21 protein-coding genes are annotated in these 26411 nt (G+C 71.3%); 5 read left to right on the top strand and 16 right to left on the bottom strand.

Annotation, left to right across the window (positions count from 1 at the left end):
- Positions 1-7: 7 nt before the first annotated feature.
- The 7 genes from AC0VY3_RS37585 to AC0VY3_RS37555 all read right to left on the bottom strand — a co-directional run bounded on the left by AC0VY3_RS37585 (position 8) and on the right by AC0VY3_RS37555 (position 9222).
- Entirely contained in the window at positions 8-1444 is a 1437-nt protein-coding gene (locus tag AC0VY3_RS37585) for a phenylacetate--CoA ligase family protein (RefSeq protein WP_475551971.1), read from the bottom strand.
- Positions 1441-2112, bottom strand: coding sequence for a flavodoxin family protein (locus AC0VY3_RS37580; RefSeq protein WP_103513046.1), 672 nt, complete (start codon positions 2110-2112; stop codon positions 1441-1443). Before AC0VY3_RS37580 ends, AC0VY3_RS37585 begins: the two co-directional genes overlap by 4 nt.
- A gap of 172 nt (positions 2113-2284) precedes the next feature.
- Positions 2285-3523, bottom strand: coding sequence for a cytochrome P450 (locus AC0VY3_RS37575; protein ID WP_475551970.1), 1239 nt, complete (start codon positions 3521-3523; stop codon positions 2285-2287).
- The gene (locus AC0VY3_RS37570) at positions 3520-4485 is read right to left on the bottom strand and encodes a methyltransferase (RefSeq protein ID WP_475551995.1); all 966 of its coding nucleotides are present in this window, start codon (positions 4483-4485) and stop codon (positions 3520-3522) included. The genes AC0VY3_RS37575 and AC0VY3_RS37570 overlap by 4 nt, the downstream gene beginning before the upstream one ends.
- Before the next feature lie 221 nt (positions 4486-4706).
- Positions 4707-6809 (bottom strand): MMPL family transporter, encoded by a 2103-nt coding sequence (locus AC0VY3_RS37565; protein WP_103513048.1) that lies wholly within the window; start codon positions 6807-6809, stop codon positions 4707-4709.
- 210 nt (positions 6810-7019) lie between these two features.
- Positions 7020-7808, bottom strand: coding sequence for an alpha/beta fold hydrolase (locus AC0VY3_RS37560; protein WP_103513049.1), 789 nt, complete (start codon positions 7806-7808; stop codon positions 7020-7022).
- 115 nt (positions 7809-7923) lie between these two features.
- Complete coding sequence (locus AC0VY3_RS37555) at positions 7924-9222, bottom strand: acyltransferase family protein (protein ID WP_103513050.1); 1299 nt, start codon at positions 9220-9222, stop codon at positions 7924-7926.
- 263 nt (positions 9223-9485) lie between these two features.
- On the opposite strand from AC0VY3_RS37555, the gene AC0VY3_RS37550 reads away from it, so the two are divergent.
- From AC0VY3_RS37550 to AC0VY3_RS37535, 4 genes are all read left to right on the top strand, one after another.
- Positions 9486-11261, top strand: coding sequence for a non-ribosomal peptide synthetase (locus AC0VY3_RS37550; protein ID WP_475551994.1), 1776 nt, complete (start codon positions 9486-9488; stop codon positions 11259-11261).
- Positions 11262-11380: 119 nt separating this feature from the next.
- Positions 11381-12751 carry a condensation domain-containing protein gene (locus AC0VY3_RS37545; RefSeq protein ID WP_475551969.1) on the top strand — a complete coding sequence of 457 codons (1371 nt, stop codon included), beginning with the start codon at positions 11381-11383 and terminating at the stop codon, positions 12749-12751.
- A gap of 45 nt (positions 12752-12796) precedes the next feature.
- Positions 12797-14032, top strand: coding sequence for an acyl-CoA dehydrogenase family protein (locus AC0VY3_RS37540; RefSeq protein ID WP_103513052.1), 1236 nt, complete (start codon positions 12797-12799; stop codon positions 14030-14032).
- A gap of 29 nt (positions 14033-14061) precedes the next feature.
- Positions 14062-15312, top strand: a complete 1251-nt coding sequence (locus tag AC0VY3_RS37535) for a cytochrome P450 family protein (RefSeq protein WP_103513053.1) — start codon at positions 14062-14064, stop codon at positions 15310-15312.
- A gap of 140 nt (positions 15313-15452) precedes the next feature.
- On the opposite strand, the gene AC0VY3_RS37530 is transcribed toward AC0VY3_RS37535, so the two are convergent.
- Genes AC0VY3_RS37530 through AC0VY3_RS37520 form a run of 3 tightly spaced genes read right to left on the bottom strand, consistent with a single transcriptional unit; the run spans position 15453 to position 18468 of the window.
- The gene (locus tag AC0VY3_RS37530; RefSeq protein ID WP_103513054.1) at positions 15453-16799 is read right to left on the bottom strand and encodes an FAD-dependent oxidoreductase; all 1347 of its coding nucleotides are present in this window, start codon (positions 16797-16799) and stop codon (positions 15453-15455) included.
- A gap of 33 nt (positions 16800-16832) precedes the next feature.
- Complete coding sequence (locus AC0VY3_RS37525; protein WP_103513055.1) at positions 16833-17255, bottom strand: SgcJ/EcaC family oxidoreductase; 423 nt, start codon at positions 17253-17255, stop codon at positions 16833-16835.
- A gap of 31 nt (positions 17256-17286) precedes the next feature.
- The gene (locus AC0VY3_RS37520) at positions 17287-18468 is read right to left on the bottom strand and encodes an acyl-CoA dehydrogenase family protein (RefSeq protein ID WP_103513100.1); all 1182 of its coding nucleotides are present in this window, start codon (positions 18466-18468) and stop codon (positions 17287-17289) included.
- A gap of 219 nt (positions 18469-18687) precedes the next feature.
- Here AC0VY3_RS37520 and AC0VY3_RS37515 point away from each other — a divergent pair, with 219 nt between their 5' ends.
- Positions 18688-20268: a 4-hydroxyphenylacetate 3-hydroxylase family protein gene (locus tag AC0VY3_RS37515; RefSeq protein ID WP_103513056.1), complete on the top strand. Its 1581-nt coding sequence runs from the start codon at positions 18688-18690 to the stop codon at positions 20266-20268.
- Between the two features lie 31 nt (positions 20269-20299).
- On the opposite strand, the gene AC0VY3_RS37510 is transcribed toward AC0VY3_RS37515, so the two are convergent.
- The 6 genes from AC0VY3_RS37510 to AC0VY3_RS37485 all read right to left on the bottom strand — a co-directional run bounded on the left by AC0VY3_RS37510 (position 20300) and on the right by AC0VY3_RS37485 (position 26383).
- Positions 20300-21961, bottom strand: a complete 1662-nt coding sequence (locus tag AC0VY3_RS37510; RefSeq protein WP_475551968.1) for a thiamine pyrophosphate-binding protein — start codon at positions 21959-21961, stop codon at positions 20300-20302.
- Between the two features lie 84 nt (positions 21962-22045).
- Complete coding sequence (locus tag AC0VY3_RS37505; protein WP_103513058.1) at positions 22046-23044, bottom strand: methyltransferase domain-containing protein; 999 nt, start codon at positions 23042-23044, stop codon at positions 22046-22048.
- A gap of 123 nt (positions 23045-23167) precedes the next feature.
- On the bottom strand, positions 23168-23413 hold the full coding sequence (locus AC0VY3_RS37500) for a DUF6059 family protein (RefSeq protein WP_103513059.1): 246 nt from the start codon (positions 23411-23413) through the stop codon (positions 23168-23170).
- 10 nt (positions 23414-23423) lie between these two features.
- Positions 23424-24320 carry a prephenate dehydrogenase/arogenate dehydrogenase family protein gene (locus tag AC0VY3_RS37495; RefSeq protein WP_103513060.1) on the bottom strand — a complete coding sequence of 299 codons (897 nt, stop codon included), beginning with the start codon at positions 24318-24320 and terminating at the stop codon, positions 23424-23426.
- A 133-nt stretch (positions 24321-24453) separates the two neighbouring features.
- Positions 24454-25251: a TIGR03084 family metal-binding protein gene (locus AC0VY3_RS37490; RefSeq protein WP_103513061.1), complete on the bottom strand. Its 798-nt coding sequence runs from the start codon at positions 25249-25251 to the stop codon at positions 24454-24456.
- Positions 25252-25351: 100 nt separating this feature from the next.
- Positions 25352-26383 carry a carboxymuconolactone decarboxylase family protein gene (locus tag AC0VY3_RS37485; protein WP_103513062.1) on the bottom strand — a complete coding sequence of 344 codons (1032 nt, stop codon included), beginning with the start codon at positions 26381-26383 and terminating at the stop codon, positions 25352-25354.
- Between the last annotated feature and the right edge of the window lie 28 nt (positions 26384-26411).

Below are 26411 nucleotides of genomic sequence, written 5' to 3'. Positions count from 1 at the left end.
CCTTTGGTCAGGTGGTGATCGCGTAGCGGTGCGCGACCTGCCGGGCGGTCTCGGCCGCGCGGTCGGGGCCCGACCTACGGTCGAGCACACGGGCCGCCTTCCAGCTCACGAAGGATCCGGTGTGCGTCACCGGATCGAGTTCCGCGTCGACGACGACGCGGATGCGGGCGTCGGTGAGCCGGCGCAGGCGCCGTGCCACGGCCGCACCGGTCCTGTCGGGATCGGCGGCCTCGGGCAGCAGATCCATCCGTACGGTGATCTCGTCGCCGCCGTCGGGGGCGCGGTCGACGACGACCTGGTAGCCCAGGCAGCCGCGCGTGCCCTCCAGGATCGCGGCCTCCAGCTCTCCCGGGTACAGCAGCGCCGTCCCCAGCGGGATCCGGTCGGCCACCCGGCCGACGACCTCGACGACCGGTCCGGGCAGCGACGCACCCGGCGGTGCGGGGGTGATGCGGACGAGGTCGCCGGTTCGGTAGCGGATCAGCGGCTTGATGCCGTCGACCAGCATGGTCAGCGTCAGTTCGCCCTCTCCGGTGTCGCCGAGCGCGGCACCACTGTCCGGATCGACGAGCTCGGCGAGGTAGTTGGGTACCGACAGGTGCAGTCGACCGCTGTCGGCACCGGTGGCTATGCACAGTGCCTCCTGGGATCCGTACAGGGCGGGTCGCACCACGGCGTGCGGCCACACGCTCGAGACGTTGGCGGCGAACTGAGGGGTGCAGATCTCACCGAGCACGAGGAACAGCTTCACCGGCAGCCGGGCGAGGTCGTAGCCGTAGTGGAGCGCGGCCTTGGCCAGGCTCAGGCAGAGGGCGGGAGCGCAGACGACGACCTCCACGCCGAGCTCCTCGATCAGGCGCAGCGCCTTGCGGAACCCCACCCGCGGCGACTCCGGCCAGATCTTGACGTGGCAGGCGCCCAGGGTGCCCGCGACGGCGGTGAAGACGTCGCCGAAGGCGTACAGCTCGGACGGGCCCATGAGGCCCACCACGGGCATCCGATCCCCGAAGTGGGTGCGGAAGAGGCGGCGCCAGGATTCCTCCACGGCCGCGTTCGACGTGGCGATGTCCTTGGGCCCGCGCGGGCAGGGGGTGGCGGAGCCGGTGGTCCCGTTGGTCTCGTAGTAGATGCTCGCCTCGGACAGCGGCCCCGACAGGACGTCGAACATCTCGCGGCGCAGGTCCTCCTTGGTCGTGAAGGGCAGCGCGGAGAGGTCCTGGGGAGTGACGGCTTCGATGTCCGTGCCCGCCAGATGGCAGCGGTAGAACGGGGAGCGCTCGGTGACGTGCCGCAGCACGCTCGTCAGCCGCTCGCGGCGCCAGCGCTCCAGTTCGGCGTCGGTCAGGCCCGAGGCGTGGAACGCGCGGCTGACTTGGCCGTACGCGTCGAGGAAGGCCTCCGTGCTCAGGCCGTCGCGGGCGGTGGCCGTGGGCGCCGCGCTCACGCCGACGCCCCGGTCTCGTTCAGAGCGAGACCGACGCGTTCGTTGACCTCGCCGGAGGGCAGGACGTTGTCCTCACCGGTCAGGCGGCGGTGGTCGTCGAGCAGCTGCATCATGTCGGCCATCCGGTGGACGAGGCGGGTGACGTTCTTCAGGCCCTCGTCGTCCTTGAGCGCGTCCCCCCGGTGCAGGGCGTGCACGGTTGCGGGGAACCCGCTGCCCACCACGATCATCCGGTTGAGCAGGGCGTTGACGGTGAGCTGGGCCCATACCTCGCCGGCGCTGTAGCGGCGGGCGACGGATATGACGCCGGCGACCTTGTTGCTCAGCGGGCGGTCGAACCGCAGATAGCCGACGCCCGCCCGCTCGATGAAGGTCTGCATGAGGCTCGATGTGCCGAAGCCGTGCACCGGGGCGGCGAAGATGATGCCGTCCGCATCGACCATCTTGCGCACCACGCCGGGAACCCCGTCGGCCAGTTCGCAGGCGACCGGGCGGTCGTTGCAGTCACCACAGGGCCCGCAGCGCTCCATCCAGGTGTTGCGCAGGTCGACGGTCTCGAAGTCGACACCGCGTTGCTCGGCTGCCTCAGCCGCGTGCCGGAGGACGTCGGCGGTGTTGCCGTCCCGTTCCGATCCGTTGATGGCGAGGATCTTCAGACGTGCTGTCACGAGGTGTCTCCTTCGAGGATTCGGCCCGCGTCGGCCGGTGCCGTACCTGTGCGGTGCGTGTCGCGCACGGTCTGCCGACTCCCCGAAATCGTCGTGTCTCGGGACTGATCAGTGCATCTTCGTAAATGCTGGATGGATCACCCGTCGCCGCTCTGGTAAAGGGGCTGGCGTACTACGCGCCAAGGGCGACGGGGAAGGTGTCCAGCCCCCGCACCACCCAGCGGTCCCGGTACACGGGCGGGCTGCTCGCCGCGAGGCCGGGGAAGCGGGCGAACAGCCGGGGCAGCGCGATCGCGGCCTCCAGGCGGGCCAGCGGGGCGCCCAGGCAGAAGTGTCCACCCGCCCCGAAGCTCAGGGGCTTGTTGTCCCGGCGGTCCGGATCGAAGCGCCTGGGTTCGGCGAAGCGCCGCGGGTCGCGATTGGCGGCGGCCAGGATCAGGGTCAACCGGGTGCCTGCCGGGACCGGGGTGCCCAGCAGCTCGATACCGTCGACCGCCCGGCGGCTCGTGACGTGGACGGGCGGCTCGTAGCGCAGGATCTCCTCGACGTAGCGCCGGGCGAAGTCCTCCTCGCCGCGGAGGCGTTCGGCGAGGGCCGGTCGGTCCAGGGCGAGCATCGCACCGTGGCCGATGAGGAAGCTCGTCGTCTCGAACCCCGCGGTCAGCAGCACCATCAAGGTGCCCATGAGCTCGTCGTGGGCGAGCCGCTTGTTGTCGTGACTGGCCGTCAGCAAGGTGATCAGGTCGTCCCGGGGCGCTTTGCGGCGGTGGGCGACCAGCTCGGCGAAGTAGGAGCTCATCTCGTCCATCGCCGTGTCGGCCTGCTCCAGGGCCGCCGTGTCCCCCAGCCCGTCGGTGGAGACGGCGACGGCCGACGCCATTTCCCGGAACCACACCTGGTCGGCCTCGGGAAAGCCGATCATGGTGCTGATGACTGCGACCGGAAGGCGGGAGGCGAACTCGCCGATGAGGTCCACCGGCGAATCGACGGCGTCGAGCGCGGCCATCCGGTCCAGCAGCCGGTCGGTCATCTCCTCGATCACCGAGTGGAGCCTGTGAACCTTCGGCGGGGTGAACGCGAAGTTGACCACGGTCCGCAGCCGGGTGTGGTCCGGCGGATTGCTGTAGAGCATGGAGCTGGTGAAGGCCCGCAGGGAGGAGTGCTCCCGCCAGCCGGGCGACGTCGCATCGTAGCTCCTGGCGTCCTGGACGTGCAGGCGGTTGTCCCGCAGCGCCTTGGCGCAGTCCTCGTATCCGACGACGACGAGCCGGCCGGGCTTCAGCCACACTGCGGATCCGTGGGCCCGGATCTCCTCGTACAGGGGATAGGGGTCCTGGCGTCCGCGAGGCGTGCCCAGCGCGGCAAACGCGTGCCGCACCGATGGCGGTCCGGTCGTGAGGTGCTTGCTCATCGGCCGGCGGTCAGCTCGATGATCGCCGATGGGCCGGCCGAGTGGACCGCCGCGACGTGCAGCCCGGCGGCCGAAGCCAGCGCGGCGAAGTCGGCGACCGTACGCTCCTTGGCGCCGTAGACGCAGAGCATGCGCAGGTCCATGCCGGTGCGGGGTGCGTCCCCTGCGGCACCGATCGATTCGATCACGAAGACCGACCCCGTGTCTCCCGCGGCCTCGGCACAACGGCGCAGGATCGCGACGGCGTCGCCGTCGTCCCAGTCGTGCAGGATCAGGGAGAGGACATAACCGCCCGCGCCCGCGGGCAGCGCGTCGAAGAAGCTGCCCGCGACGGCGTCGGCGCGGTCCCCCAGCCCGGCGGCGGCGAAGGTCTCCTTCGCGGTGAGCGCGGCATCGGGAAGGTCGACGACCGTGCCGTGAAGAGCCGGGTAGGCCTCCAGCAGGCGCGTGAGCAGCGATCCGTCCCCGCCGCCGACGTCCACGACATGGCCCAGGGCCCCCCAGTCGAACCCCTCGACGACGCCCGGTGCGCGCACCGCGACGTCCTGGCCCAGAAGCTTGTTGAACGAGGCCGCCCGGTCTGCGTCGTCGGTCAGGTCCTCCCAGTACGCGCGTCCGTAACGCACCGGGAAGGCGGCCTCGCCCGTGCGGACGCTGTGGAGCAGTTCCACGAACGACAGCTCGCCGCGGCCCGCGCCCTCGATGTCGAACCAGGCGCGGATACCGGCCGGGTGGTTCTCACGCAACGCCTCGCCGAGCGGCGTCAGGGCGTGACCGCCGTCGTCGTCCCGGTCCAGGAGGCCCCGGACCGTGAGGTAGCGCAGCAATCGGCCGAGTGCCCCGGGGTGTGCCTCCGTCGCCTGTGCCAGCGCCTCAGTGGTGCGGAGCCCCGCCGCGATGTGGTCGGCGATGCGCAGTGTGGCGGCCACCCGTATCGCCATCGGAGTGCCCAGGCTCGCCATCGACCAGAGCGTGGCCGCGGATCCGTCCTCGTCGCCCCTCACGTGGTGTCCTTCCTCGTCTGCGGCCCCCGCTGAGCCGGTGACCTCATCGTCGCGCACGGGTCGACAGGGGCCATCTCCCTCGTTGCGCTGCTGGAACGGTCCGGGGCACGGCACGCCCCGGCCCCCGCACCCGTCGTGCGGGTGCGGGGGCCGGGGCGGCGCGCGGAACGGGCTTGTCGTCACACGTTCTCGGGCTCACGCTCCCGCGCCGTGGGCGTGGCAAGGGGCCGGCCGGTCGGGACCTTGGACAGTGAGCCCGGCGCCCAGAAGCGCGGACCCAGGTCGAGCGCGAGGGCCGGTACCAGGACCGTACGTACGAGGAAGGTGTCGATGAGGATGCCGATGCACACGACGAACCCCATCTGGGCCATGGACACCAGCGGCAGCACCGCGAAGACGGCGAAGGTGGCGGCGAGCACCAGGCCCGCGGAGGTGATGACTCCGCCGGTGCTGCTCAGACCGTTCAGGACGCCCTTGGTGTGGCCGTGCAGGGCGGTCTCCTCCTTGACGCGGTGCATGAGGAAGATGTTGTAGTCGATGCCGAGGGCTACCAGGAAGACGAAGCCCAGCAGCGGGACCGTCCAGTCCACGCCGGAGTAGTTCATGACGTGCTCGAAGATGAGGTTCGAGGCGCCGAGCGCGGCGAAGTAGGACACGACGACCGTCCCCAGCAGGAGCAGCGGAGCGACCACCGACCGCAGCAGCCAGATCAGGACGATCAGGACGACGAGCAGGACGAGCGGGACGACGACGCGGAGATCACGCGCGGTGGCGTTCTCCTTGTCGAGGGCCTGTGCCGCCGTGCCGCCGACGAGCGCGTCGGTCGAGGCGCGCAGGGCCTCCACGGTGTCCTTGGCGGCCCGGCTGTCGGGCTCGCCGTCCAGGACGGCCGCGAGCTGGGTGAGTTCACCGTCCGGCGTACGGCCGACGGTGCTGACCTCGACAACGCCCTCCGTGCCTTCGGCGGTCCGGCTGGTCTCCGCGGCCGCACTCGACTTCACGATGATCGTCGCCGGGTCGGCGGTGCCGGAGGGGAAGTGCTCGGAGAGCCGCTCCTGGGCGACGACGGACTCGGGCTCGTTCTGGAACCAGTCGGTCTGGCTCAGCCCCATGTTCAGGCCCAGGGCGCTGAGGGCGAGCGCGCCGGTGAAGGCCAGCGACAGCAGCCAGGAGGAGCGCGGCCGGGCGGCGACGGCGTTGCCGACGCGCTCCCAGACGGGACGGGACGCGGGGCGCTTCGCCCCGTGCCGCGGCACCAGCGGCCAGAACACCCAGCGGCCCGCGATGACGAGCAGCGCCGGCAGGATCGTGACCATCGCGAGGTAGCCGCAGACGACACCGATGACGCCGACCAGCCCCATGGAACGGGAGGAGTTGATGTCGGCGAATCCGAGGCAGGCCAGACCGATCGTGATGGTGCCCGCGGAGGCGAGGACGGCGGGACCGGAGCGACGCAAGGCGATCTTCATCGCCTCGTGCCGATCCTCGTGGCTGTGCAGTTCCTCCCGGTAGCGGGAGATGAGCAGCAGCGCGTAGTCGGTGCCGATGGCGAAGACCAGCACCATCAGTACGCCCGAGCTCTGCGGGTCGACCTGAAGGCCCCCGTACTCGGCGAACAGGTAGGTACCCGCCTGGGTCAGCACGGACGCGAAGCCGACGGCGAGGGCGGGGAAGATCCACAGGACGGGGCTGCGGTAGGTGAGGAGGAGGAGCAGGACGACGATGAGCCCGGTTGCCATCATCAGGGTGCTGTCGAGGGTGTCGAAGACGGTGAAGGCGTCGGCGATGCCGCCCGCGGGCCCCCCGACCGCCGTGTCGAGGCTCGGCGGAGCCTGCGCGTCGGCGATACCGCGAAGCTCGTCGATCTTGTCGGCGACGACGGACTGCTCCTCGCCCGGCAGCGGCACGACCACCATGAGGGCCTTGCCGTCCTTCGACCCGATCGCTTCCGAGACCTGCTGGCCGGGGGCGGCGATGTCGGCGAAGGCGCCGCGGTCGGCCTCGGCCTTGGCGCGCACCGCGTCGTCGAGCGGTCCCTCGGTGCTGTAGACGACGACGGCCGCCAGCACCTCGTCGGTCCGGAACTTCTCCAGCTCCGTGTTGACCTGAGCGGACTCGGCGCCGCGCGGCAGGAAGGCGTTGGCGCTGGTGTCCTGGACCTCGCCGAGCTTGCCGGCCAGCGCGCCCAGCGCCATCACCGCGACCAGCCAGGCCCCGAGGACCAGCCATTTTCCGCGTCGTCCGCCGGGCACGACGGCACATCGCTGTAGCCATGACGGCATGGGGTATCTCCTTCAGGGGGACGTTCAGCGGCCCGGCACGGAGCGGCCGCGTGGCGGGGACGCTTCATGGTCCCGGCTGTTCAACCGAGCGCGCATCTTCCTGATTGCGGTCCTCAGCACGACGAAGACGCCCGTGGAGCCGAGCTCCACGGGCGTCTTCGTCACGGGGGTCCGCCCGCCCGGACGGGGGACGCCGGGCGGGCGGAGGTCTCAGTTGGCGAAGAAGTCCTTCAGCTCAGGGGCCAACACCGCCGGGTCGACAGCGATGCCCTGTCCTGCGAGCGCGTGGCGCCGGGCACCGGGAACGGCCTCCTCAACAGCCTTCGCGGAGACCTGCAGCCACGGGTCGGCGTCGCCGCCGTGAACCACGAGGGTCGGGACCGCAACGGCGGCCAGCTGCTCGGCGGGCAGCGCGAAGTCGGCACCGAGGATCGTGGTGTCGTAGGGCAGCGTGTGGGCCAGGTTTTCCAGGCCAGCCCAGAACGGGGCGAACTTCATACCGGCCACGGCTTCGGCGGGTGCTCCCATGCCCTCGACCATGAAGAACTCGACAGCCTCGCCCCGGCGGTCCGAAGCGCTGAGCTCGGCGAGCTTCTCGGTGAAGCCGGCCGGCGGACGCGGCCCGTTCCCGTCGACGACGTACGGCGGGTCGTAGAGGGCGACCTGAGTGATGCTCAGGCCGTCGGCCGCGGCCTTCAGCGCCAGGGCGCCGCCTACGGACAGTCCGAACACCCGCGCCGAGCCGCCCGCCTCGACGATCAGCGCCGCGAGGTCCTCGACCTCCCGCTCCACGGCGTACACGTCGGCGTCGCCGCTGTCACCGCGGCCGCGCCGGTCGTAGTTGAAGACGGTGAAGCTGGTGGACAGTTCCTCGGCGAGCTGCGTCATCGTGGGATGCGCACGCTCACTGAAGGACCCGCCCACCAGAATGAGCGGTTCCCCCTGGCCCGAGCGGTCATAGGCGATCATGGTGCCGTCAGCGGACTGAACCGTGTTCATTGTTCTCCTGAGTAGAGGGCCGCCTACGCGAGCAGACGTCCGGTTGGTGACCCGTCCAGGGTGCTGACCGCGCAGCGGTTCCCGCATCTTCGGAATTGCTGAGTCCGCTACCGGGTCAGCGCGGTCCCGCGACGGTGTAGGCCTCCTGCTGCAGGGGCGGGGCCGGCGTCGCCGGGCGCTCCTTGCGGGCGGCCCAGCGACCGACGGCGTTCACGATCGGTCGTTCGACGAGGTAGTGGCTCACCGTTGCCGCGAAGATGCTGCCGATGAGCACCGCGGACATCAGCTCGGGAAAGCCGATGGTGCCGCGCAGCTGGTTCATCAGGGCGGGCTCGGTGCCGAAGACGCTGCCCGTCTCGAACCAGAAGTACATGACGGCGAAGTGCCACAGGTAGATGCCGTACGAGATGCGGCCGAGGTAGCGGGAGACCGGGTTGGCGACGATCGCGTCGACCACCCGGGACCGGGAATCGGGGATCGACAGCGGCATCACCGTCAGATAGGAGAACGCCAGCAGGAGGAAGTACTGGGTGAGCGCGAGGCCCACGCCCTCGTAGTCGCCGTACCCCGGGCGGCCGAACGGCTGGGTGCAGTTGAAGGCGTAGACGGCCAGCGCGCCGATCCAGAACAGCAGCGGGTGGTTGCCCGCGATCCGGTACAGCGCGGGCTTGTCGTCCGGCTTGATCTCCGCCAGGACCTGGAGGACCGCCATCGCCATGCCGAGCGCGAAGGCTCCGCCCACGGCGAGCGGCCACCAGTATTCCTGGGGGTAGGGGCCCATCTCCGGGCGGTGGATGTAGTAGGTCCACACGGCAGAGCCCACCGTGACGAGCGCCAGCGGGATCATCATGCGGCGCGCCTTGCGCACCGGGTCGCTCACACCCTTGGCGAGCCAGTGCATCAGTACGGCCAGCAGCGGCAGCGCGAGGTAGTACTGCATCTCGGCCGGAACCGTCCAGGCGGGGTCCATACCGGCGATCCACGTGTAGTCGTACACCTGGAGCATGAGGATCGGCCGCAGTACGTACCAGGGCCCGTCCACGGCCGCGAAGTTGAGCAGGAACACGCAGACCAGCGCGAGCAGGATGTAGGCGGGCCACAGCCGGGCGAGCCGCTTGGCGAGGAAGGGCACGATCCGGGGGCGCCTGCTGCCGGTGAGGGTCCAGCGGGCGAACGGCCGGTAGAGGAGCATGCCCGAGAGCACGAAGAACGGGCCGAGCGCCAGGGGCCTCAGACCGGCGAGCAGCGTGGCCAGGACCTCGTTCCCCGGCGGCACCGCGTAGGCGCCCATGACTCCGGCGGCGAAGGACGTGTGGACGCCCGCCACGCCGAGGGCGCACAGCGCGCGGACGCCGTCGAGCCCTCCGATGCGGCTGGTCTGCTGGGCCGGTGCCCCGGCCCTTTCTGCTTTCACTGGGAGAGCTCCTCTACGTCCGTCTCGGTGGCCTGTTCAGCATCGGGGTGGCTCAAATTCCGCGTCATCTTCTGATGTGCGGACTCCTGAAGGCGCTCTCGTCCCGGCTCGCAGCCGCCCTCGGGAGCGTCCGCGAACAGCGGCGGGGACGACGGCAATCCAGGAGATGCAGGGCCCCGCCGGGCTGTGTGACCGTTCCGGCAGATTCGTCAGGCCCGTTCGTGCGGGCTGCGGCCGGCAGGGACGAGCGATTGGACAACACGATGGACTCCACCTCGATTCACGAGCGCTTCGCCGCCCAGGCGCGCCGGACGCCGGACGCGGTGGCGGTGTCGTCGGGCGCCTTCTCGCTGACCTACCGTCAACTGGACGAGCGGGCGGACCGGCTCGCCGCCCGTCTGCGGGAGGCCGGTGTCGGGCCGGAGGACCCGGTCGCGGTGCTGATGGAGCGCTCCTGCGACCTGGTGGTGTCGATCCTCGCCGCACTCAAGGCCGGCGCCTTCTACCTGCCGCTGCACAGCGCCCATCCGCCGGAGCGGATGCAGGAGATCATGGACCGCGCCGGATCCCCCGTCCTGCTCGCCGACCCGGCGACGCAGGAGCGCGGCCTGCCCCGCACGAGCAAGGTCATCCTCCCCCTCGTCGGACGCGACCCCGCCCCCCGCCCTCCCGCGCCCTCGGCCGGGGGCGGGCCCGACCGGCTCGCCTTCGTCATCCACACCTCGGGCTCGACCGGTACGCCCAAAGGCGTCGCAGTGACGCACCGCGGCGTCCTCGGCCTCGTCGACGACTCGTGCTGGGACGGCGGCGCGCACCGGCGGGTCCTGTCCCTCGCGCCGTACGCCTTCGGTGTGTCCGCCTACGAGCTCTGGGTGCCCCTGCTGCGTGGCGGGCATGTGGTCCTGCCGCCGCCGGGCGAGCTGAACGTGCGTACGGTGCGCGGCCTCCTGGCGCAGGAGGGCATCACCGCGCTCCACGTGACCGCCGGCCTGTTCCGCCTCTTCGCAGAAGAGGCGCCCGACAGCTTCGCCACGGTGCGCGAGGTGCTCACCGGGGGCGATGTGATCTCCCCGACGGCCGTACGGCGGGTCCTGGACGCGTGCCCTGACCTCGTGGTGCGGGCCATGTACGGCTCCACCGAACTGTCCTCGTTCGCCGCGTACGCCACGCTCACCGCGGACTACGAACCGGCCGCGACGATCCCCGTCGGCCGCCCGATGGACACCGTCGACGCGCGGCTGTTCGACGGGGAGATGCGGCCCGTGCCGGACGGCGAGGCCGGCGAACTGTACGTCGCGGGTGAGCGGCTCGCCCGCGGCTATCTGGGCCGGCCGGACCTGACGGCCGAACGTTTCGTGCAGGACCCCCATGGCGCACCCGGAGCCCGGCTGTACCGCACCGGCGACCTCATGCGACGCGGCCCCGGGGGGATCCTGGAGTTCGTGGGGCGCCTCGGCGACCAGGTGAAGATCCGCGGCTTCCGCGTGGAGCCGGGCGAGGTGGAGCATGTGCTGGCCCGCCGCCCGGACGTGGCGCACGCCGCCGTCGTCGCGCAGGACCAGGAGGACGGCGAGAAGCGCCTCGTCGCCTACATCGTGCCCAAGGTCCCCGGTCTCGACGCGGCGGGGCTGCGCGCGGCCTCCGCGACCGCGCTGCCCGACTACATGATCCCCTCGGCCTTCGTCGAGCTGGCGTCCCTGCCCCTGACGGCCAACGGGAAGCTGGACCGGGCCGCGCTGCCCGCCCCCCCGCCCGCGCAGCCCGGGGGCGAGGCCGCGGCCCCCTCGAACGAGCGCCAGCGCACCCTGTGTGCGCTGTTCTCCCTGGTGCTCGGCGTCGCCGGCGTCGGCGTCGACGACAGCTTCTTCGATCTCGGCGGTCAGTCACTCCAGGCCCTGCGCCTCGCCTCGCGCATCGAGGAGGAACTGGGGGTCGAGGTGACGGTGGCCGATGTGCTCAACCACTCCACGGCCGCCGAGCTCGACCGTCATCTGCAGGACCTCTCCGAAGCCCCGGAGCCGGCCGGCGCGCCGCGGTGAGCGGGACCGCCGGCGACCACGACACTCTGTCCCTCCCCTCCTCCCCCTCCTCGTACTCCGCTCGCCACCACCCACCCGTGGTGCCCGAGCCACCCATGGCCCCGAAAGGACCCGTCACTGTGAGCATCTCCACCGCACCGCCGGAGGCGAACGGACTCGACCAGCGGATTCCGCTCTCCTACAACCAGGAGTTCCTCCGCGCCTTCGACAAGGGTGAGACGGACGGCGCGTTCGGTGAACGGCATACGCTGGTGTGCGGATGGCGGGTCTCCGGCGAGATCGGTCTCGCGGCTCTCCAGCAGGCCCTCGACGACGTCGTGGCCCGGCACGAGGTGCTGCGGACCGCGGTGGTGAGCGACGAGGAGGGCGGCCACCAGGTGGTGCGGCCCCCCTCCTCGGTCACCCTGGAGGTCCATGACCTGGACGCCGGCGACGCCTCGCGCGAGGCAAGGGCCGAGGAGTTCCTGAACGAACTGGACGCCCGTCCGTTCAGCGTGCGCGAACTGCCGCACCTGCGGGCCGCCGTGGGCAGGTTCGACGCCACCGACGCGGTCCTGGTGCTGGCCACCCACCACACCTCCACCGACGCCTGGTCGCTCCAGGTCGTCATGCGCGACCTCGCCGCCGCCTACGCGGCCCGGACCGGGGGCCGGCCGGCCGGCACGGCCGGGGCCGTGCAGTACCAGGAGTTCGCCCGCTGGCAGCACGAGACGGCCACGAGCGGCCGGATCGACACCAACCGCGCCTACTGGCGCGAGCGGCTGGAGGGCGCGGAGATCACCGGCGTCACCTCCGACCGGCCCCGCGACGAGAACGTGCCGAGCGCCTACGGCGTGCACCGCTTCGTCTTCGACGCCGAGCTGTCGGAGCGTGTCCTGAAGTTCGCCAGGGCGACGCGCTCCACCCCGTTCATGGTGATGGCGGCCGCCTACAGCGTGCTGCTGCGCGAGCGCACCGGCACGAGCGACATCGTCTTCCCGACCTTCTCCTCCGGCCGCTACGAGGAACGGTTCATGGACTCGGTGGGGCCGTTCTTCAACTTCGTACCCATCCGGGTCGACACCACCGGATGCGCCACCCTCGGCGAGGTACTGGACCAGGCGCGTGCCGCCTGCGTCGGCGCCTACCAGCACGAGATCCCGTTCGCCCGGATCGCCGATGACTCCCCCGCGCTGCTCGCCCCGTTCGCCGACGGGTTCCTCGCCGTCGTCGCGTTCGAGGTGCTCCAGACCGCCTTCCCGATGGAGGGCAGCCAGGCCGGCGGCCTGGAGTTCGCCGAGATCCGCGAACGCGGCCGGTCTCAGACGGTGAGCTCGGCCATTCCGGACGGCGGGCTGTGGGCCATGGACGTACTGCCGAGCGGGAAGCTCGCGGGCAGCCTGAAGTTCGACCGCCACCGCTTCGACGAGTCCACGGCCGTCGGCCTGGTGACCCGTTTCCGTGAGCTGCTGGGCGCGATGTCGGATGCGCCCGGCACCCCGCTGTCCTGATTCCCGGCCCGAAGAGCCCTCCGACGCAAGAGGATCCGATCGACGATGACCACCCTGGCACCTTTCGCCCCCGTCGCTCCCCCCGAGCCCGATCTGACCCCTGAGACGGTGCTCGCCCGCGCCGAGGCCCTGGCCGCGACCCTGGTCGAGCGGCAGGCCGAGACCGAGGAGCGCGGCTACTACGCCGAGGACACCCACGAGGCCTTCGCCCGCGCCGGGCTCTACCGCATCCTCGTACCGCGCAGGTACGGCGGATACGAGTTCGGGCCGGAGACGTTCATGAAGGTCTCCATGGCACTGGCCCGCGGGTGCCCGTCGACCGGCTGGATGTACCTCTTCGGCGCCGCGCACGCGTTGGTGGCCGGCACCCTGTTCGACGAGGCCACACAGGCGGAGCTGTTCGCCGACGGCGACTTCATCTGCCCCGCGACGGTCGCCCCGGCCGGCTCCGCCCGCCCCGACGGCGAGGGGGGATGGATCGTCGACGGCACCTGGAACTACTGCTCGGGCTCCCCGTACGCGACCCACTTCATCGGCCACACGCTGGTGTCCGGCGGCGAGGGCGAGCCACCCGCGCCGATGCTGTTCATCGCCCCGCGCGCGCAGTTCGAGCGCCTGGACGACTGGGGCACCCAACTGGGCCTCAAGGGAAGCGGATCGCACAGCATCCGCATCGACGGCGGCCGCATCCCCGGCCGCCACACCCTCGGCGGCCACCTGAGCCAGCTGGCCGTCACCGAGCAGACGCCGGGCCGGAACCTCCACGGACCGGAGTACGGCGGCGGGCCGCTCAGCTTCATGCTGCTGGAGCTCGGCGTCCTCGCCGTGGGCATGGCCAAGGGCGCCCTGGACGCGTACGAGGAGCTGATGCGCACCCGTACGACGGCGTTCTTCCCGATCGTCCCGCGCACCGAGGACCCCGACTTCCAGTTCCGCTACGGCGAGGCCACCGGCCTGATCGCGGCGGCCGAGGCGGCGGTGCTGCACGCCACGCAGCAGTGGAAGCAGCTGTGTCTCGCGGAGGCCGCGGCCTTCACCCGCGAGGAGGAGCTGCGTCTTGCCACCATCAGCCGGGAGGCCGTCCGGCTCGCCTGGAGGGCGGTCGAAGGCCAGTTGTTCCCCACCGCCGGTTCCAGCTCGGTCCGCGCCGGAGAGCGCGTCGAGCGGGTCTGGCGCGACCTGTCCACCCTGCACAGCCACGCCGGCAACGGCGTCTTCCTCTCCACGCTCGCCAACCGCGAGCTGGCCCAGGCCCACTTCGGCACGGCGGCCGCACGATGACCTCACCTCTCACAGATCGGGATGGACCCATGGACCAAGGCTGCCCCTTCGCCCTCGACACCAGTGGCAGTGACATCCACGCCGAGGCATCGGCCCTGCGCGCACAAGGACCGGCGACCCGGGTGGAACTGCCGGGCGGTGTGCTCGCCTGGTCGCTGAACAGCCACGCGGCGATCAAGCAGGTGCTCGCCGACCCGAGGGTCACCAAGAGCGCCCGGAACCACTGGCCGGCCTTCGTCAACGGCGAAGTCCGGCCGGACTGGGAACTGATCAGCTGGGTCGCGATGGACAACATGGTGACGGCGTACGGCAAGAACCATGTGCGGCTGCGCAAGCTGGTCGGCAAGGCGTTCACGCCGCGCCGCGCCGAGGCGTTCCGGCCCCGCGTGGAACAGCTCACCGAGCAGCTGCTCGACGCTCTGGAGCAGGCGGAGCCGGGCGAGACGGTGGACCTGCGCGAGATGTTCGCCTACCCGCTGCCGGCCCGCCTGGTCGCGGACCTGATCGGGATGCCCGAGGAGGCCCGCGCGAAGACGGCCAAGGTCATCGACGCGATGGTGGACACGACGATCACCCCCGAGCAGGCCCAGGCCGTGCTCGCGGGCTGGCGGGGCGCGATGGCCGATCTGATCGCCGACAAGAGGCGCGAACCGGGTGAGGACATCACCAGCGACCTGGTCGCCGCCCGTGACGAGGACGGCTCGCGGCTGTCCGAGGACGAGCTCACCGACACCATCTTCGCGATACTCGGGGCCGGGTCCGAGACGACGATCAACTTCTTCGACAACGCCATCACCGCCCTCCTGAGCGACCGCTCCCAGCTGGATCTGGTCCGCTCCGGGCAGGCCACCTGGGACGACGTGATCGACGAGACCCTGCGGGTGGAGTCGCCGCTGGCCCATCTCCCCCTGCGGTACGCCGCGGAGAGCATCGACCTGGACGGGGTGACGATAGCGAAGGGCGACCCGATCCTGGTCAACTACGCCGGTGTAGGCCGTGACCCCGTGCTCCACGCCGACGCACCCGACACCTTCGACCTCACCCGGAAGGACAAGTCCCACCTCTCCTTCGGGTTCGGCCCGCACTACTGCCTGGGCGTGGGCATCGCCCGCCTGGTGGCGACCACCGGCCTGTCCCGCCTGTTCGAGCGCTTCCCGGACCTGGAGCTGGCCGTGGACCGGGACGAACTCCAGCCGCTGCCGACCTTCATCATGAACGGTCACCGCAGTCTGCCGGTGCGGCTGAACGTGACGGTTCCGGTGGGCGCCGGCGCCCGCTGACGTACCGGCCGAAGGGCCGCCGGGACATCGTCCCGGCGGCCCTTCGCGCGTTCGCCCCCGGTGGAGCCGGAACGCGCGAGCCCGCCCCGCGCGGTGCGCGGGGCGGGCTGTCACCTCGGGGAGGAGGGTATCGCTCGGTTCTAGGCGGTCAGGGCGGGGGCCGCCTTCCGTGCCCCCTCCTCGACGCGCCGCATCATGTCAGGGCTCATGAGCGCGTCCGGAGTCGCCACCAGGCCCGCCACCCGCATGAAGGTGGCGGTGACCTCCCCGTCGACGGTCGCGGCGGCGTGCAGCGCCGCCATGTAGGCGCCTCCCGCCTCCCACTCCGGGGTGCGCTCGCCCTCCACCTCGGGGTAGCCGAGGTCGGCTCCGGCGGAGAACTGCCAGGGCACCTCGATGACCTGCGCGATGTCGGACAGGAAGGCCTTCGGGTCCACGGCGCCCCGGCTCAGGTGGTCGCGGAGCACCAGTGCCTCCAGCGCGGAGACGGTCATGCCCTGGCCGTACACCGGGTTGAAACTGCACGCGGCGTCGCCCAGCACCAGGAAGTTGGCAGGGAAACGGTCCAGCAGCTCGTAGTGCCGACGCCGACTGGCCGGATAGCGAAACACCGTGCCCTCATCGACTGGCTCGGCGTCATGGATGGCGTCGTAGATGTCGGATACCGGAAGCGTGCGGGCCCACTGCAAGAAGCCCTTCAGTTCAGCAGGGGGGCTGTCGCCCAGGACGCCGGTGAGGGAGACCACGACCAAGCCGTCCTCGATCCGGGACAGGAAAGCGCCGCGCCGGTGGCTGGGCGAGGAGACGGGGTTGATCGACAGGTCGCCGTCCAGCACCGCCTCGTCGCGCAACCGGAACCGGCGAGTGGTGTAGCTGAGGTCGATGCGGATGCTCTCCTCTTCGGGGCGCTCGTAGCCGAACTCCTCCAGCCACCGGGGAGTACGCGAGCCCCGGCCAGTCGCATCGACGACGAGGTCGGCCTCGATGGTCCGCTCTGCCGAGCCTGGCCCGCGCGCCTGGACGCGGACACCGATCACGGTGTCGCGGCCCTCGTCCGCCACCAGGCCGACAACGTCATGGCGCTCCAGCAGCGTCACACCCGGCAGAGTGGCCACCCGTTCGCGTACCCGGCTCTCGAGCACGGGACGGGTGGCCGAGACGCAGAGGAGACCGGTCGTACCCGGTTCGAGCCGGCGGCCGTTGAAGAACCAGCGCAGCTCCCCCAGGTCACCGGTGGGGATGCCGGCCTCGACGGCCTCCTCGGTGAACCCCGGGAAGAGCTCGTCGAGGATCTGCTGGCCCCGTGCCAGCAGCCCGTGCACGTGGCGTCCCTGCCCCACACCCTTGCGGGCCGTGGTCGTCCCGGTGATCCCGTCACGCTCTACGACGAGGACCTCGTCGTAGGACTCGGCGAGAACACGTGCGGCCAGCAGCCCTGCCATGCTGCCGCCGAGCACCACCGCCCGTTCGCCCGCTCTGTTGCTCATGAACCTGGCCTCTCTCGCGGATCTGATGGAACGTCAGGCGACGTTGCGGGGGCTGTTCTGATAAGCAGCGAGGTACCAGCGGCCCTCGCGCTTGACGACGACCCAGGAAGCGTTGACCGCGCGCTCGGCGCTCGGCTCGCTCTCACCGGGAGCGAGGATGCCGCCCTGGGTGATCAGGATGCCGGACTCGCTGTTGGCGAAGCGCAGGTCGGCGGGGGTGCCGACCACTCGGGTGCCCTTGAAGGGGCCTTCGAAGGCCTGGGCCATGAAGGCGCGTATGGCCTCGCGGCCCTTCTGGAAGACCCCAGGAATGATCATGGATCCGTCGGGGGTGAAAGCCTCGGCGAAGGCGTCGGCGTCGTGCGCGGCCCAGGCCGCGACGATGCGCTGCGGCAGCGCGGCGATGTCCGCCCTATCCGCTTCGGTGACGGTGTTCTCGACAGTCTGCGTGGTCATGCTGCTGCTCCTGAGGTAGCGGCCGAAAGGCTCAGATGTAGAGGGTGTTGGGCTCCAGGCCGCACAGGACCCGGCCGTACAGCTCGTTGTTGGTGTCGGGGTTCATGAGCGCGTGCAGACCGATGGCCTGTATGTCACGGTTGATGCGCTGGATCGGGACGTCCCGATGGATGGAGGAGCCGCCCGAGGCGGAGGCGAGGATGGAGACGGCCTCCCGGGCCAGTCGCACCACAGCACCCATGTCGGCGCGGGCGCGGGCCCGCTCCTCCAGGGTGAACTCCTCCCCGGCGAGTCCCTTGGCGTCGACGAGGTCGGCCAGCCGGTAGGCGTGGAACTCGGCCTGGTCGGTCTTGAGGGCGGCCTCGGCGACCTGGTGATGGGTGAGCGGCGCCTCCGCCTGGGTCTCGTACGCCGTGTAGGTGAGCGTGCGCCCTGGCAGCCGCTCGAGGAAGGCGTCGAGCGCGGCGCGAGCGAGCCCGAGTGCGGTGCCGACGGAGGAGGCCGCGGCGACCGGCAGCAACGGGACCCGGTAGGCGGGGCTGTCGGCGTTCAGCTCGGAGGCGTACTGGCCCTGAAGGATCGCCGGGAGAGGAATCACCCTCTCCTGCGGGACGAAGACCTCCTGCGCGACGGTGCTGACACTGCCCGTTCCGCGCAGCCCCGAGGTGTCCCAGTCGTCGATGATCTGCAGGTCGGACATCGGCACGAGGGCCATGACCGGAAGGTGTCGGCCGTCGGGCGTCGGCTGGACGGCGATGATCTCCTGCCAGTGGGCGTGGTGGGCGCCGCTGACGAAGCCCCACTTGCCGTTGACGACGATCCCGCCCTCGGCGGGGGCGGCGAACGCGGACGGGCTGAGTGTGCCGCAGATCCGCACGTCGGGGGTGGAGAACACCTCGTCCTGGACGCTGTCGGGGAAGAGGCACGCCATGAAGGTGGGAATCCAGTACACCGACGCGGTCCAGGCGGCCGCCCCGTCGGCGCGGCCGAGTTCGGCGGCCACCTCGACCAGGGTGCGGGTGTCGCTCTCGTATCCGCCGTAGCGCTTGGGCACCCGCAGCTTGAACAGACCGGCCCCGGCCAGCGCCTCGACCGTCTCGTCCTGCAGCCGTCGGTCCTCCTCCGCCTGCACGGCGTTCTTCTTCAGAAGCGGTGCGAGCTCGCCGGCGCGCTGCACCAGGTGCGCACGCGTGGGGATGTCGGCCGTGAGCATCGTGAGTCCTCCCAGGACATGCTTGAGGTACCGGTCGTCGAAACCGGCCGTCGGGACGGTTCGTTGCACCCTGACGCTCACATCGCGGGGGGTCCCGGGACACCTCCCGGATTGCGCCGTTGGGGCCTCGCCGCGACTTCGCCACGTCGCTCGCGGGAGGTCCCGGCTGCCGCACACAGAGAGAAGCCAGCGGGGCCGAGGACTGCCACGATGAGGCGCATGACCGATCAGCAGAACGCCGGGGCAGGCAAGGAGGAGGCGTCCCGTACGCGTCCCCTGACGGGTGACGAGTACGTGGAGAGCCTTCAGGACGACCGCGAGGTCTACATCTATGGGGAGCGCGTCAAGAACGTGACCGCGCACCCTGCGTTCCGCAACCCGGTCCGGATGACGGCCCGCTTGTACGACGCGCTGCACGATCCGGCCCGTCGCGAGGTCCTCACCACGACGACCGACACCGGCAGCGGCGGCTACACCCACCGGTTCTTCACCACGCCCCACAGTGCCGAGGACCTCGTGGCCGACCAGCGGGCCATCGCCGCCTGGTCGCGGATGAGCTACGGCTGGATGGGGCGGAGCCCCGACTACAAGGCCGCCTTCCTCGGCACACTCGGCGCGAACGCCGACTTCTACGCACCCTTCTCGGACAACGCGCGCCGCTGGTACCGGGAGTCGCAGGAGAAGGTCCTGTACTGGAACCACGCGATCGTGCACCCCCCGGTCGACCGCAGCCTGCCGCCGGACAAGGTCGGGGACGTCTTCGTGCACGTGGAGAAGGAGACCGACGCGGGTCTGGTGGTCAGCGGCGCCAAGGTGGTCGCCACCGGCTCCGCTCTGACGCACCACAACTTCATCGCCCACTACGGACTGCCCGTGAAGAAGAAGGAGTTCGCGCTGGTCGCCACCGTGCCCACGGGGGCGCCGGGGGTGAAGCTGATCTGCCGCTCCTCCTACTCGGCGACGTCCGCCGTGATGGGCAGTCCCTTCGACCATCCGCTGTCGTCGCGGCTGGACGAGAACGACACGATCCTCGTCATGGACAAGGTGCTCATACCGTGGGAGAACGTCTTCATCTACGGGGACATGGCCAAGATCCAGATGTTCTCGGGGCAGTCCGGGTTCCTGGAGCGCTTCACCTTTCACGGTTGCGTACGCCTGGCGGTCAAGCTGGAGTTCATCGTGGGCGCGCTGGCCAAGGCACTGGAGGTCACGGGAACCCAGGACTTCCGGGGTGTGCAGACCCGCCTCGGTGAGGTCCTCGCCTGGCGGAACCTCTTCCAGGGGCTGGCGGACGCGGCCGCGCGCAACCCGGTCCCGTGGCACAACGGGGCAGTACTGCCCAATCCGCAGTACGGGATGGCCTACCGGTGGTTCATGCAGATCGGCTATCCCCGGGTCAAGGAGATCATCCAGCAGGACGTCGCGAGCGGTCTGATCTACCTGAACTCCAGCGCGGACGACTTCAAGAATCCGCAGATCCGCCCGTATCTTGACAAGTACGTACGGGGGTCAGGCGGCATCGACGCCGTGCAGCGTGTCAAGGTCCTCAAACTGCTGTGGGACGCCGTGGGCACCGAGTTCGGCGGCCGACACGAGCTGTACGAGCGGAACTACTCGGGCAACCACGAGAACGTGCGGACCGAGCTGCTCTTCGCGCAGACGGCCAACGGCCAGCTGGACGGCTACAAGGAGCTCGTCGACCAGTGCCTGTCCGAGTACGACCTGGACGGCTGGACGGTCCCCGACCTCGACTCGTTCGAGGGGCTCCGCGAGGCCCGCAACGGTCTGCTCGGCGGCTGAGCGCCTTCGGACGCACGGTCACAGCGGCGGCTCAGGCCCTCTCCAGCAGATCGGCCAGGAACGGCGCGACCACGTCGGCCACCACCTTGCAGTCCAGGACGAGCGTGCCAGGGCAGCCGGCCTCCCGCCACCGCCGCACGGCGGCGAGGTCGGCCTGCGAGCGGACGGTGACCGCCGCAGCGCCCAGCCCCCGGGCCACCGCGGCGAAGTCGGTGTCGGCGAAGGACATCGTCGCGGGGTCCGCCCCCCGGGGCACGTACATGTGCTCCTCGAAGCCGTAGGCCGCGTCGTCGTAGACCACGACGAGCGCCGGACGTTTCGACCGTACGAGCGTGTCCAGCTCCGGCAGTCCCATCAGCGCTCCGCCGTCGCCCACCGCCGCCACCGTCAGGCGGTCGGGGCGCCCCACCGCCGCGCCGACGGCACCCGCGAGGCCCAGGCCGATGCTCTGGAAGGCGGCGCCGGTGAAGACGAGGCCCGCCGGGTCGGGAACGGGCCAGTACATCGCGGGCCACCCGATGAAGTGCCCGCCGTCCAGCACCACGGTGCGATCCTCGGGCAGCAGTCCGGCCAGTTCTCGGGTCAGGGTCCGGGGGTCGATGCGATCGGCGGTCGTCAGGTCGGCGTGGGCGCGGGCCGGCCATCCGGCGCGCGCCTCGGCGAGGGCCGGGAGGCAGCGCCGGCGCCAGGAGGACCCGGGCAGCCCCAGGGCCACGGCCTCGTCGAGCAGCCGCACGGCGACGGCATCGGCGTCGCCGCGTACGAGGAGGTCTGCCCGCGGGGCCCGTGCTCCCTTCGCGATGTCGACCTGGATCACGGTGGCCGCGGGGTCCAGGATCCGGCCGCCGTGCAGGGTGAAGTCGTCCAGACTCGCCCCGAAGGCGACGACCACGTCGGCCTGCCCCATCAGGGCGGCCGCCGGCGGTGCCGCGAATCCGCCGCACACCCCCAGCGACCAGGGGCTTTCACGGAAGAGGCCGCCCGCCATGACGCTGGTGGCGAAGAGGGCGCCGAGGCGGTCGCCGAGCTCGTGCAGGACCTTGCCCGCGCCCGAGTGCCAGGCGCCGAGTCCGGCGAGTATCAGCGGGCGGCGGGCGCCGGCCAGCGCGGTGAGAACCGGTGCCAGCTCCTCGTCGGCCGGGGCGAGGCGCTCGCGGTGTTCTCCGGTCGGGCACCCGTCCGGCCACGCCGCCGTCTGCTCGGGAAGCCGACGGCCGATCAGGTCTCCCGGCAGGAAGAGGGCGACGGGGCGGCTGTCCTCTCGGGCCGACCGCACCGCCGCCGCCGTCGCCTCACGCGCCGTCGCCGGGTCGGTGAGCCGTACGGTCCGGATCCCGAGCGCGGCCATGAGTGCGCTCTGGTCGATGTCGTGCCGCCTCGGGCCGCTCACCGGTGCGTCGCCGCAGAGCAGGATGACACCGCTGCGGTTCTTGGCCGCGTCCGCCAGCGCGGTGACGGTGTTGGTGAGGCCGGGACCGTGCGTCGTGGTGCAGATCGCCACGTCGCCGGTGGCCCGGAAACAGGCGTCGGCCATCGCCAGGGCGCCGCCCTCGTGGCGGGCCGCCGTGTAGTGCACGCCGGCCGCGGTCAGGGCAGCCGTCGCGAGGACGTTCCCGCCTCCCACGACCCCGAACGCGTGACGGATCCCGCTCTCCGCGAGGGTCCTGCTCACGGCTTCCGCGAGTGTGGACATGTGAGTGGCTCCCTGGATCTCGTGGAACGACGTCCCGCTCGTCGGGAGGGTGCCGCACGGTGCGCGGTGCCCTCCCCGCGAGAGTCAGGCCAGTTCGAAGACGACCTCGCCGACCGTCATCTCGATGCGGTTGGTGCGTACGAGCTCCCAGCCGCCCTCCTCGAAGACCGACTCCCAGTCCTCGATGGTGGGCAGGAAGGTGCCCATCAGGTCGTGGCCGAGTTCGAAACCGAGGGTGAAGACGGGCAGTTCGGTGTCGGGCAGCGCGGTGCGGGTGGCATCGCCGATCAGCAGGCGCCGGGCCGCAGGGAAGACCTCGCGCAGTCGGCGCAGGGTGGCCACGCAGTTCTCCCGCGGCCAGAAGTCGTGGCCCATCATGAAGCAGGTCAGCAGCTCGATGTCCGCGTACTCGGGCTGTGCATCCAGGTGCAGCACGTCGCCCTGGACGAACTCGGCGCGGCCGGCGAACCCTGCCTCGGCCGCCTCCTTGCGGGCCACGTCGATGGAGGGCTGGGCGATGTCGATGCCGACGCCGGTCGTGCCGGGGTGGCGGTCGAGCACCTGCATGAGCCGGGCGCCGCTGCCGCAGCCGAGGTCGGCGACCCGGGTGAAGGGAAAGTCCACCCGGTCCAGGGCGGCGCGGAAGGTCGGCGCGTAGGTGATCTGGTCGATCTCCCGGCAGGCGTAGGCGATGGCCGCGGCGTCACGGCGGTAGTGGTCGCCGTCGCGGTTCTCGGTGCGCAGCACCGAGGGGATCTCCCGGAAGAGCTCGGCACTTCCGCGGGTGAGCCAGTGGAAGAACGACTTGTTGCGGTACATGTCGTCGAAGCCGTCGAGGGTGTGGACCACGGCGCCGTCGCGGCGCACCAGCCCTACCGCCGCGAGGGCGCGAAACAGACCGGTCGTGGACTGCGGGTCCAGGCCGCCTCGTTCGGCGAAGTCCGACGTGTCCAGCGTTCTGGCCCGGTGCAGTTCGTCGAGCGCCCCGATCTCCCAGGCCGCGGCGATGGCGGAGGCTGCTACGGCGGAGTTGTAGATGGAGGCAATGCCGCGTGCGTTGCCCTGTGCGATGTCAACAGTCACTGCTCAGCACCTCGTCCTCGGGGAGGTTCACGGGTGGTCACCCTTCGTTCACATGCTTCAAGCAGGGGGCGGGCGCGGCATCTTTGACGATGCTCTGCCGGCCGGAGTGGTGGATACGGGGTCTCACGACGCCAGGCGCCGCTCCAGGGCTCGTTCCACCTCGGTCAGGGGCAGCCCGCTCAACCGCTCGGGGTGCTCCGGGTGCGGCCCTCGCGGGGCGGGCTCCCCGGCCGGGGGCGCAGTCCCCCCGAGCCAGACCCAGCCGAAGTCGGACAGGGACCAGTAGGCGGTGCGGAACAGCCGCTTCACCAGGTCGAGGCCGGAGCCGGGGCGCCCGTGAGCGGCGTTGTCGGGTGTGGAGGATGTCACGACGCGACCTTCACACCCGTCCGCCGGCGCATGCATCTCGCGCCGTGCGCAGGTGACCGGCCGCGCCGAGGCGCGCCTGCCCACGTCGGCCCTCTTCCAGGGCCAGGGCGAGTTCGAGCGGCGCCAGGTCGTCGCCGTCGCGCAGGATGGCGGCCGCCCGGGTCAGCTGGCCGGCGATCCGGTCGAGCACGTCGGCCACCGGGCCCGCGTTGTGCGCCAGGACCTCGCTCCACGCCCACGGGTCGCCGCCCGCCGTGCGAACGGTGTCGCGAAGTTCTGGCCCAGCGAGTTGCAGGAACGCCGGGGTGCTGTCGGCGAACCGGGCGGCGAGGGCCGCCGCGACCAAGTGCGGGCCGTGGGACAGCTCGGCCACGACCCGGTCGTGCACATGCGGGGCCAGTTCCAGGCGTTGTGCTCCACACAGTTCGATCAGGTCGGCGGCCGTCTCCAGGACCTGGCCGGGTGTGGTCTCGTAGGGGCACAGGATCCAGGGCCGGCCGGTGAAGCGGCCCGCGTCGGCCGCTGTGGACCCGGGGGTGTCGGGTCCGGCCAGCGGATGTCCCGGCACATAGCCCTTGAGGTCGCAGCCCCGCAGCTCGGCCTCGGCGGAGACGATGTCCTTCGTGTCGGCTGTGTCGGTGTAGACGTGCCCGAGCCCTCTGGTCTGGGCGCTGTAGAGGGTGTCGACGACCTCGGACGGCGGGGTGGCGACGACGACGAGGTCGGCGGGCGGGTAACGGGGGGTCCAGGCCGCCCCGGCACCCGCCGTCACGGCTTCGGAGACCGCCCGCGGGTCCTCGTCGATGAGGGCCACTTCGACGCCCGCCCGGGTGAGGGCAAGGGCCACGGAGGTGCCGGTGGTGCCGCAGCCTATGACGACGGCGGTGCGCAGGGAGGCGGCTGACATGGGAACTCCTGGCGGAACTGGGGATCGGCTCCTGGCGGAACCGGGGACGGGGCGGGCCTGGGTCCGGTCGGTGTCGGACCTGCGTCCGCGGGCCGGCCGGCGGACGGCCGGCGGCCCGGGGAGACACGGCCGCTCAGTGCGCGTGGGCGAACTGGCCGGGTGCCCGGCCCTCTCCGGCGGGGCCGCGGTAGGCCTGGGCGAGGTCCAGCCAGCGCTCGGCCTCCTCACCGGTGGCGACGACGGCGAGGTCGTCGCGGTGACGACGGCGGGTGGCCAGGAGACAGAGATCCTCGGCGGGTCCGGTGATCCTGTTGGCCGCGTCCTCGGGACCGTAGGCCCAGACCTCGCCGTTGGGAGCGGTCGCCTCGATGCGGAAGGGCTCGGACGGCGGGGTCAGACCGCGGGAAAGGTAGCCGAAGTCCCGCGTGAGGAAGATGAAGAAGACCAGGTGGCGCAGGCGCTCGCTGGGCTCGCGGCGCACGCCCAGGGCATCGGCGATGTCCTGACCATGGCCGAAGATCTCCATGATCCCGGCGGCGGCCAGAACCGTCGGGGGCAGCGGATTGACCAGCCACGGCACGACCTCCCCCTCGGGGACGGCGGCGAGGGACTCGACGGACTGCTGGCCCAGGGCCCGGAACCGGCCCAGCAGCTGGCCGGGCGGGAAGCCGTTGAACTGCTGGAGAGCGGCGTTGACGGCACCGTCGAAGTCGCCGGCGGCAGCCTCCGCGATCCGGGCGAAGCCCTCGTGGTCGGAGGCGGCGGTGCCCGCCAGGTGGAAGATAAAGGTCAGATGGGCGATCTGGTCGGCGACGCTCCAGCCGGTGGCGGGGGTCGCGGTGTGCCAGGACTGCTCGTCCAGCCCCTCGACGAGGCGGGCGGTCTCCTCGATCTCGGCGGCAAGGTCCTTGAGCACGTCGTTCGCGGGCATGGTCGGTTCTCCTCGGGTCGTGGTGCGTTGTCGTGGTGGCGGTGCTGGGGCGGAATCGATGGAGTGCTGATGTGGGGTGTGGGTGTGTGCTGGGGCGGAGTCAGTGGGGGGCGGGTGCCGTGGGGCGTGCGGGCCGGGTGAAGCGGGCCCCGATGCGGACGGCCGCGGTGAGCGCCGCCCAGGAGGCGAGCTCGATCAGTTCCCGGTCCTCGGGGTGGAGCGCGCGGAACTCCTCGACGTCCGCGTCGGTGATCTGGTGGGGGTTCAGGGCGACCAGGAGGGCGAGCCTGGCGAGCGGCAGGTGCTCGCCGCCGAGACCGGCTGTCGCCGTCGAGAGCCATGCACGGCTCGGGCCGGGGACGGTGCCGTCGCGCACGGCGAGTTCGGCGTGTACGAGGTCGCGTACGGGTTCGGGAATCCAGCGCTCGGCGACCGTGTCCACGCAGGCGACGGCCCGCGCCAGGGCGCCGGCCACGGCGGGATCGGCCTTCGCCCAGGCGAGCTGGTCCGGCAGCGGAGCCGCGGGGAGGAGGCCGAGCGCCGCGCCGGGGGTCACGGCCGTTCCCGCGTCGGGACGCATGGCGCGGGCGACCATCCGCATCACGGGCCCGCGGCCCGCCGCCGGGGCCGAGTCCGGGACGGGGGAGTCCGGCAGGAAGAGCCGGACCATCCGGTTGAGGTAGTGGAAGGTGACGGCGGTTCCCAGGATCTCGGGGGCCTGGTCCGCGTCGAAGGGGAGCTCCGCCCCCGGGTCCGTACCGCTGCCGGCCGCCCAGTCGGCGAGGTGCCCGTGGGCGTCCGCACCGGTCAGGGTGGCGAGCTTGGCCTCGTGTACCTCCACGCAGTAGGGGCAGTCGTTGGCCCGGGATACCCCGGTGGCCACCGCTTCCTTGGCGGCCCTGCTCACCAGGCCGTCGGCCAGGAGCGTCTCGCGCAACAGGAGCCAGGAGGCGGCGAGCGTCTCGGGGGCAGGCGAGTGGAGCGCGAGAGGCGGGGCGACGACGCCGAATTCCCGCCGGGCCTGTGCGTAGACCTCGGCCACCGGGCCGCGGGCCTGTGCGTACGGGACGGCGGCGACGTGCCGGATCTGCCGGAGGGAGCCTCTCAGCATGAGTCTTACGAGCGGTCGCATCGCGGCCTCCTGGTTCACTTTCGAGTTG

This window comes from Streptomyces sp. iso_384 (assembly GCF_056172905.1).
This window is presented reverse-complemented; position numbering and strand designations above follow the sequence as displayed.

What these genes read in the sequence shown, in the direction of transcription:
- AC0VY3_RS37515 (WP_103513056.1), top strand. Translation starts at nt 18,688, where the DNA reads ATGACCGATCAGCAGAACGCCGGGGCAGGCAAGGAGGAGGCGTCCCGT.
- AC0VY3_RS37570 (WP_475551995.1), bottom strand. Translation starts at nt 4,485, where the DNA reads ATGGCGAGCCTGGGCACTCCGATGGCGATACGGGTGGCCGCCACACTG.
- AC0VY3_RS37525 (WP_103513055.1), bottom strand. Translation starts at nt 17,255, where the DNA reads ATGACCACGCAGACTGTCGAGAACACCGTCACCGAAGCGGATAGGGCG.
- AC0VY3_RS37510 (WP_475551968.1), bottom strand. Translation starts at nt 21,961, where the DNA reads ATGTCCACACTCGCGGAAGCCGTGAGCAGGACCCTCGCGGAGAGCGGG.
- AC0VY3_RS37550 (WP_475551994.1), top strand. Translation starts at nt 9,486, where the DNA reads ATGGACTCCACCTCGATTCACGAGCGCTTCGCCGCCCAGGCGCGCCGG.
- AC0VY3_RS37575 (WP_475551970.1), bottom strand. Translation starts at nt 3,523, where the DNA reads ATGAGCAAGCACCTCACGACCGGACCGCCATCGGTGCGGCACGCGTTT.
- AC0VY3_RS37490 (WP_103513061.1), bottom strand. Translation starts at nt 25,251, where the DNA reads ATGCCCGCGAACGACGTGCTCAAGGACCTTGCCGCCGAGATCGAGGAG.
- AC0VY3_RS37485 (WP_103513062.1), bottom strand. Translation starts at nt 26,383, where the DNA reads ATGCGACCGCTCGTAAGACTCATGCTGAGAGGCTCCCTCCGGCAGATC.
- AC0VY3_RS37495 (WP_103513060.1), bottom strand. Translation starts at nt 24,320, where the DNA reads ATGTCAGCCGCCTCCCTGCGCACCGCCGTCGTCATAGGCTGCGGCACC.
- AC0VY3_RS37520 (WP_103513100.1), bottom strand. Translation starts at nt 18,468, where the DNA reads ATGCTCACGGCCGACATCCCCACGCGTGCGCACCTGGTGCAGCGCGCC.
- AC0VY3_RS37540 (WP_103513052.1), top strand. Translation starts at nt 12,797, where the DNA reads ATGACCACCCTGGCACCTTTCGCCCCCGTCGCTCCCCCCGAGCCCGAT.
- AC0VY3_RS37535 (WP_103513053.1), top strand. Translation starts at nt 14,062, where the DNA reads ATGGACCAAGGCTGCCCCTTCGCCCTCGACACCAGTGGCAGTGACATC.
- AC0VY3_RS37560 (WP_103513049.1), bottom strand. Translation starts at nt 7,808, where the DNA reads ATGAACACGGTTCAGTCCGCTGACGGCACCATGATCGCCTATGACCGC.
- AC0VY3_RS37530 (WP_103513054.1), bottom strand. Translation starts at nt 16,799, where the DNA reads ATGAGCAACAGAGCGGGCGAACGGGCGGTGGTGCTCGGCGGCAGCATG.
- AC0VY3_RS37565 (WP_103513048.1), bottom strand. Translation starts at nt 6,809, where the DNA reads ATGCCGTCATGGCTACAGCGATGTGCCGTCGTGCCCGGCGGACGACGC.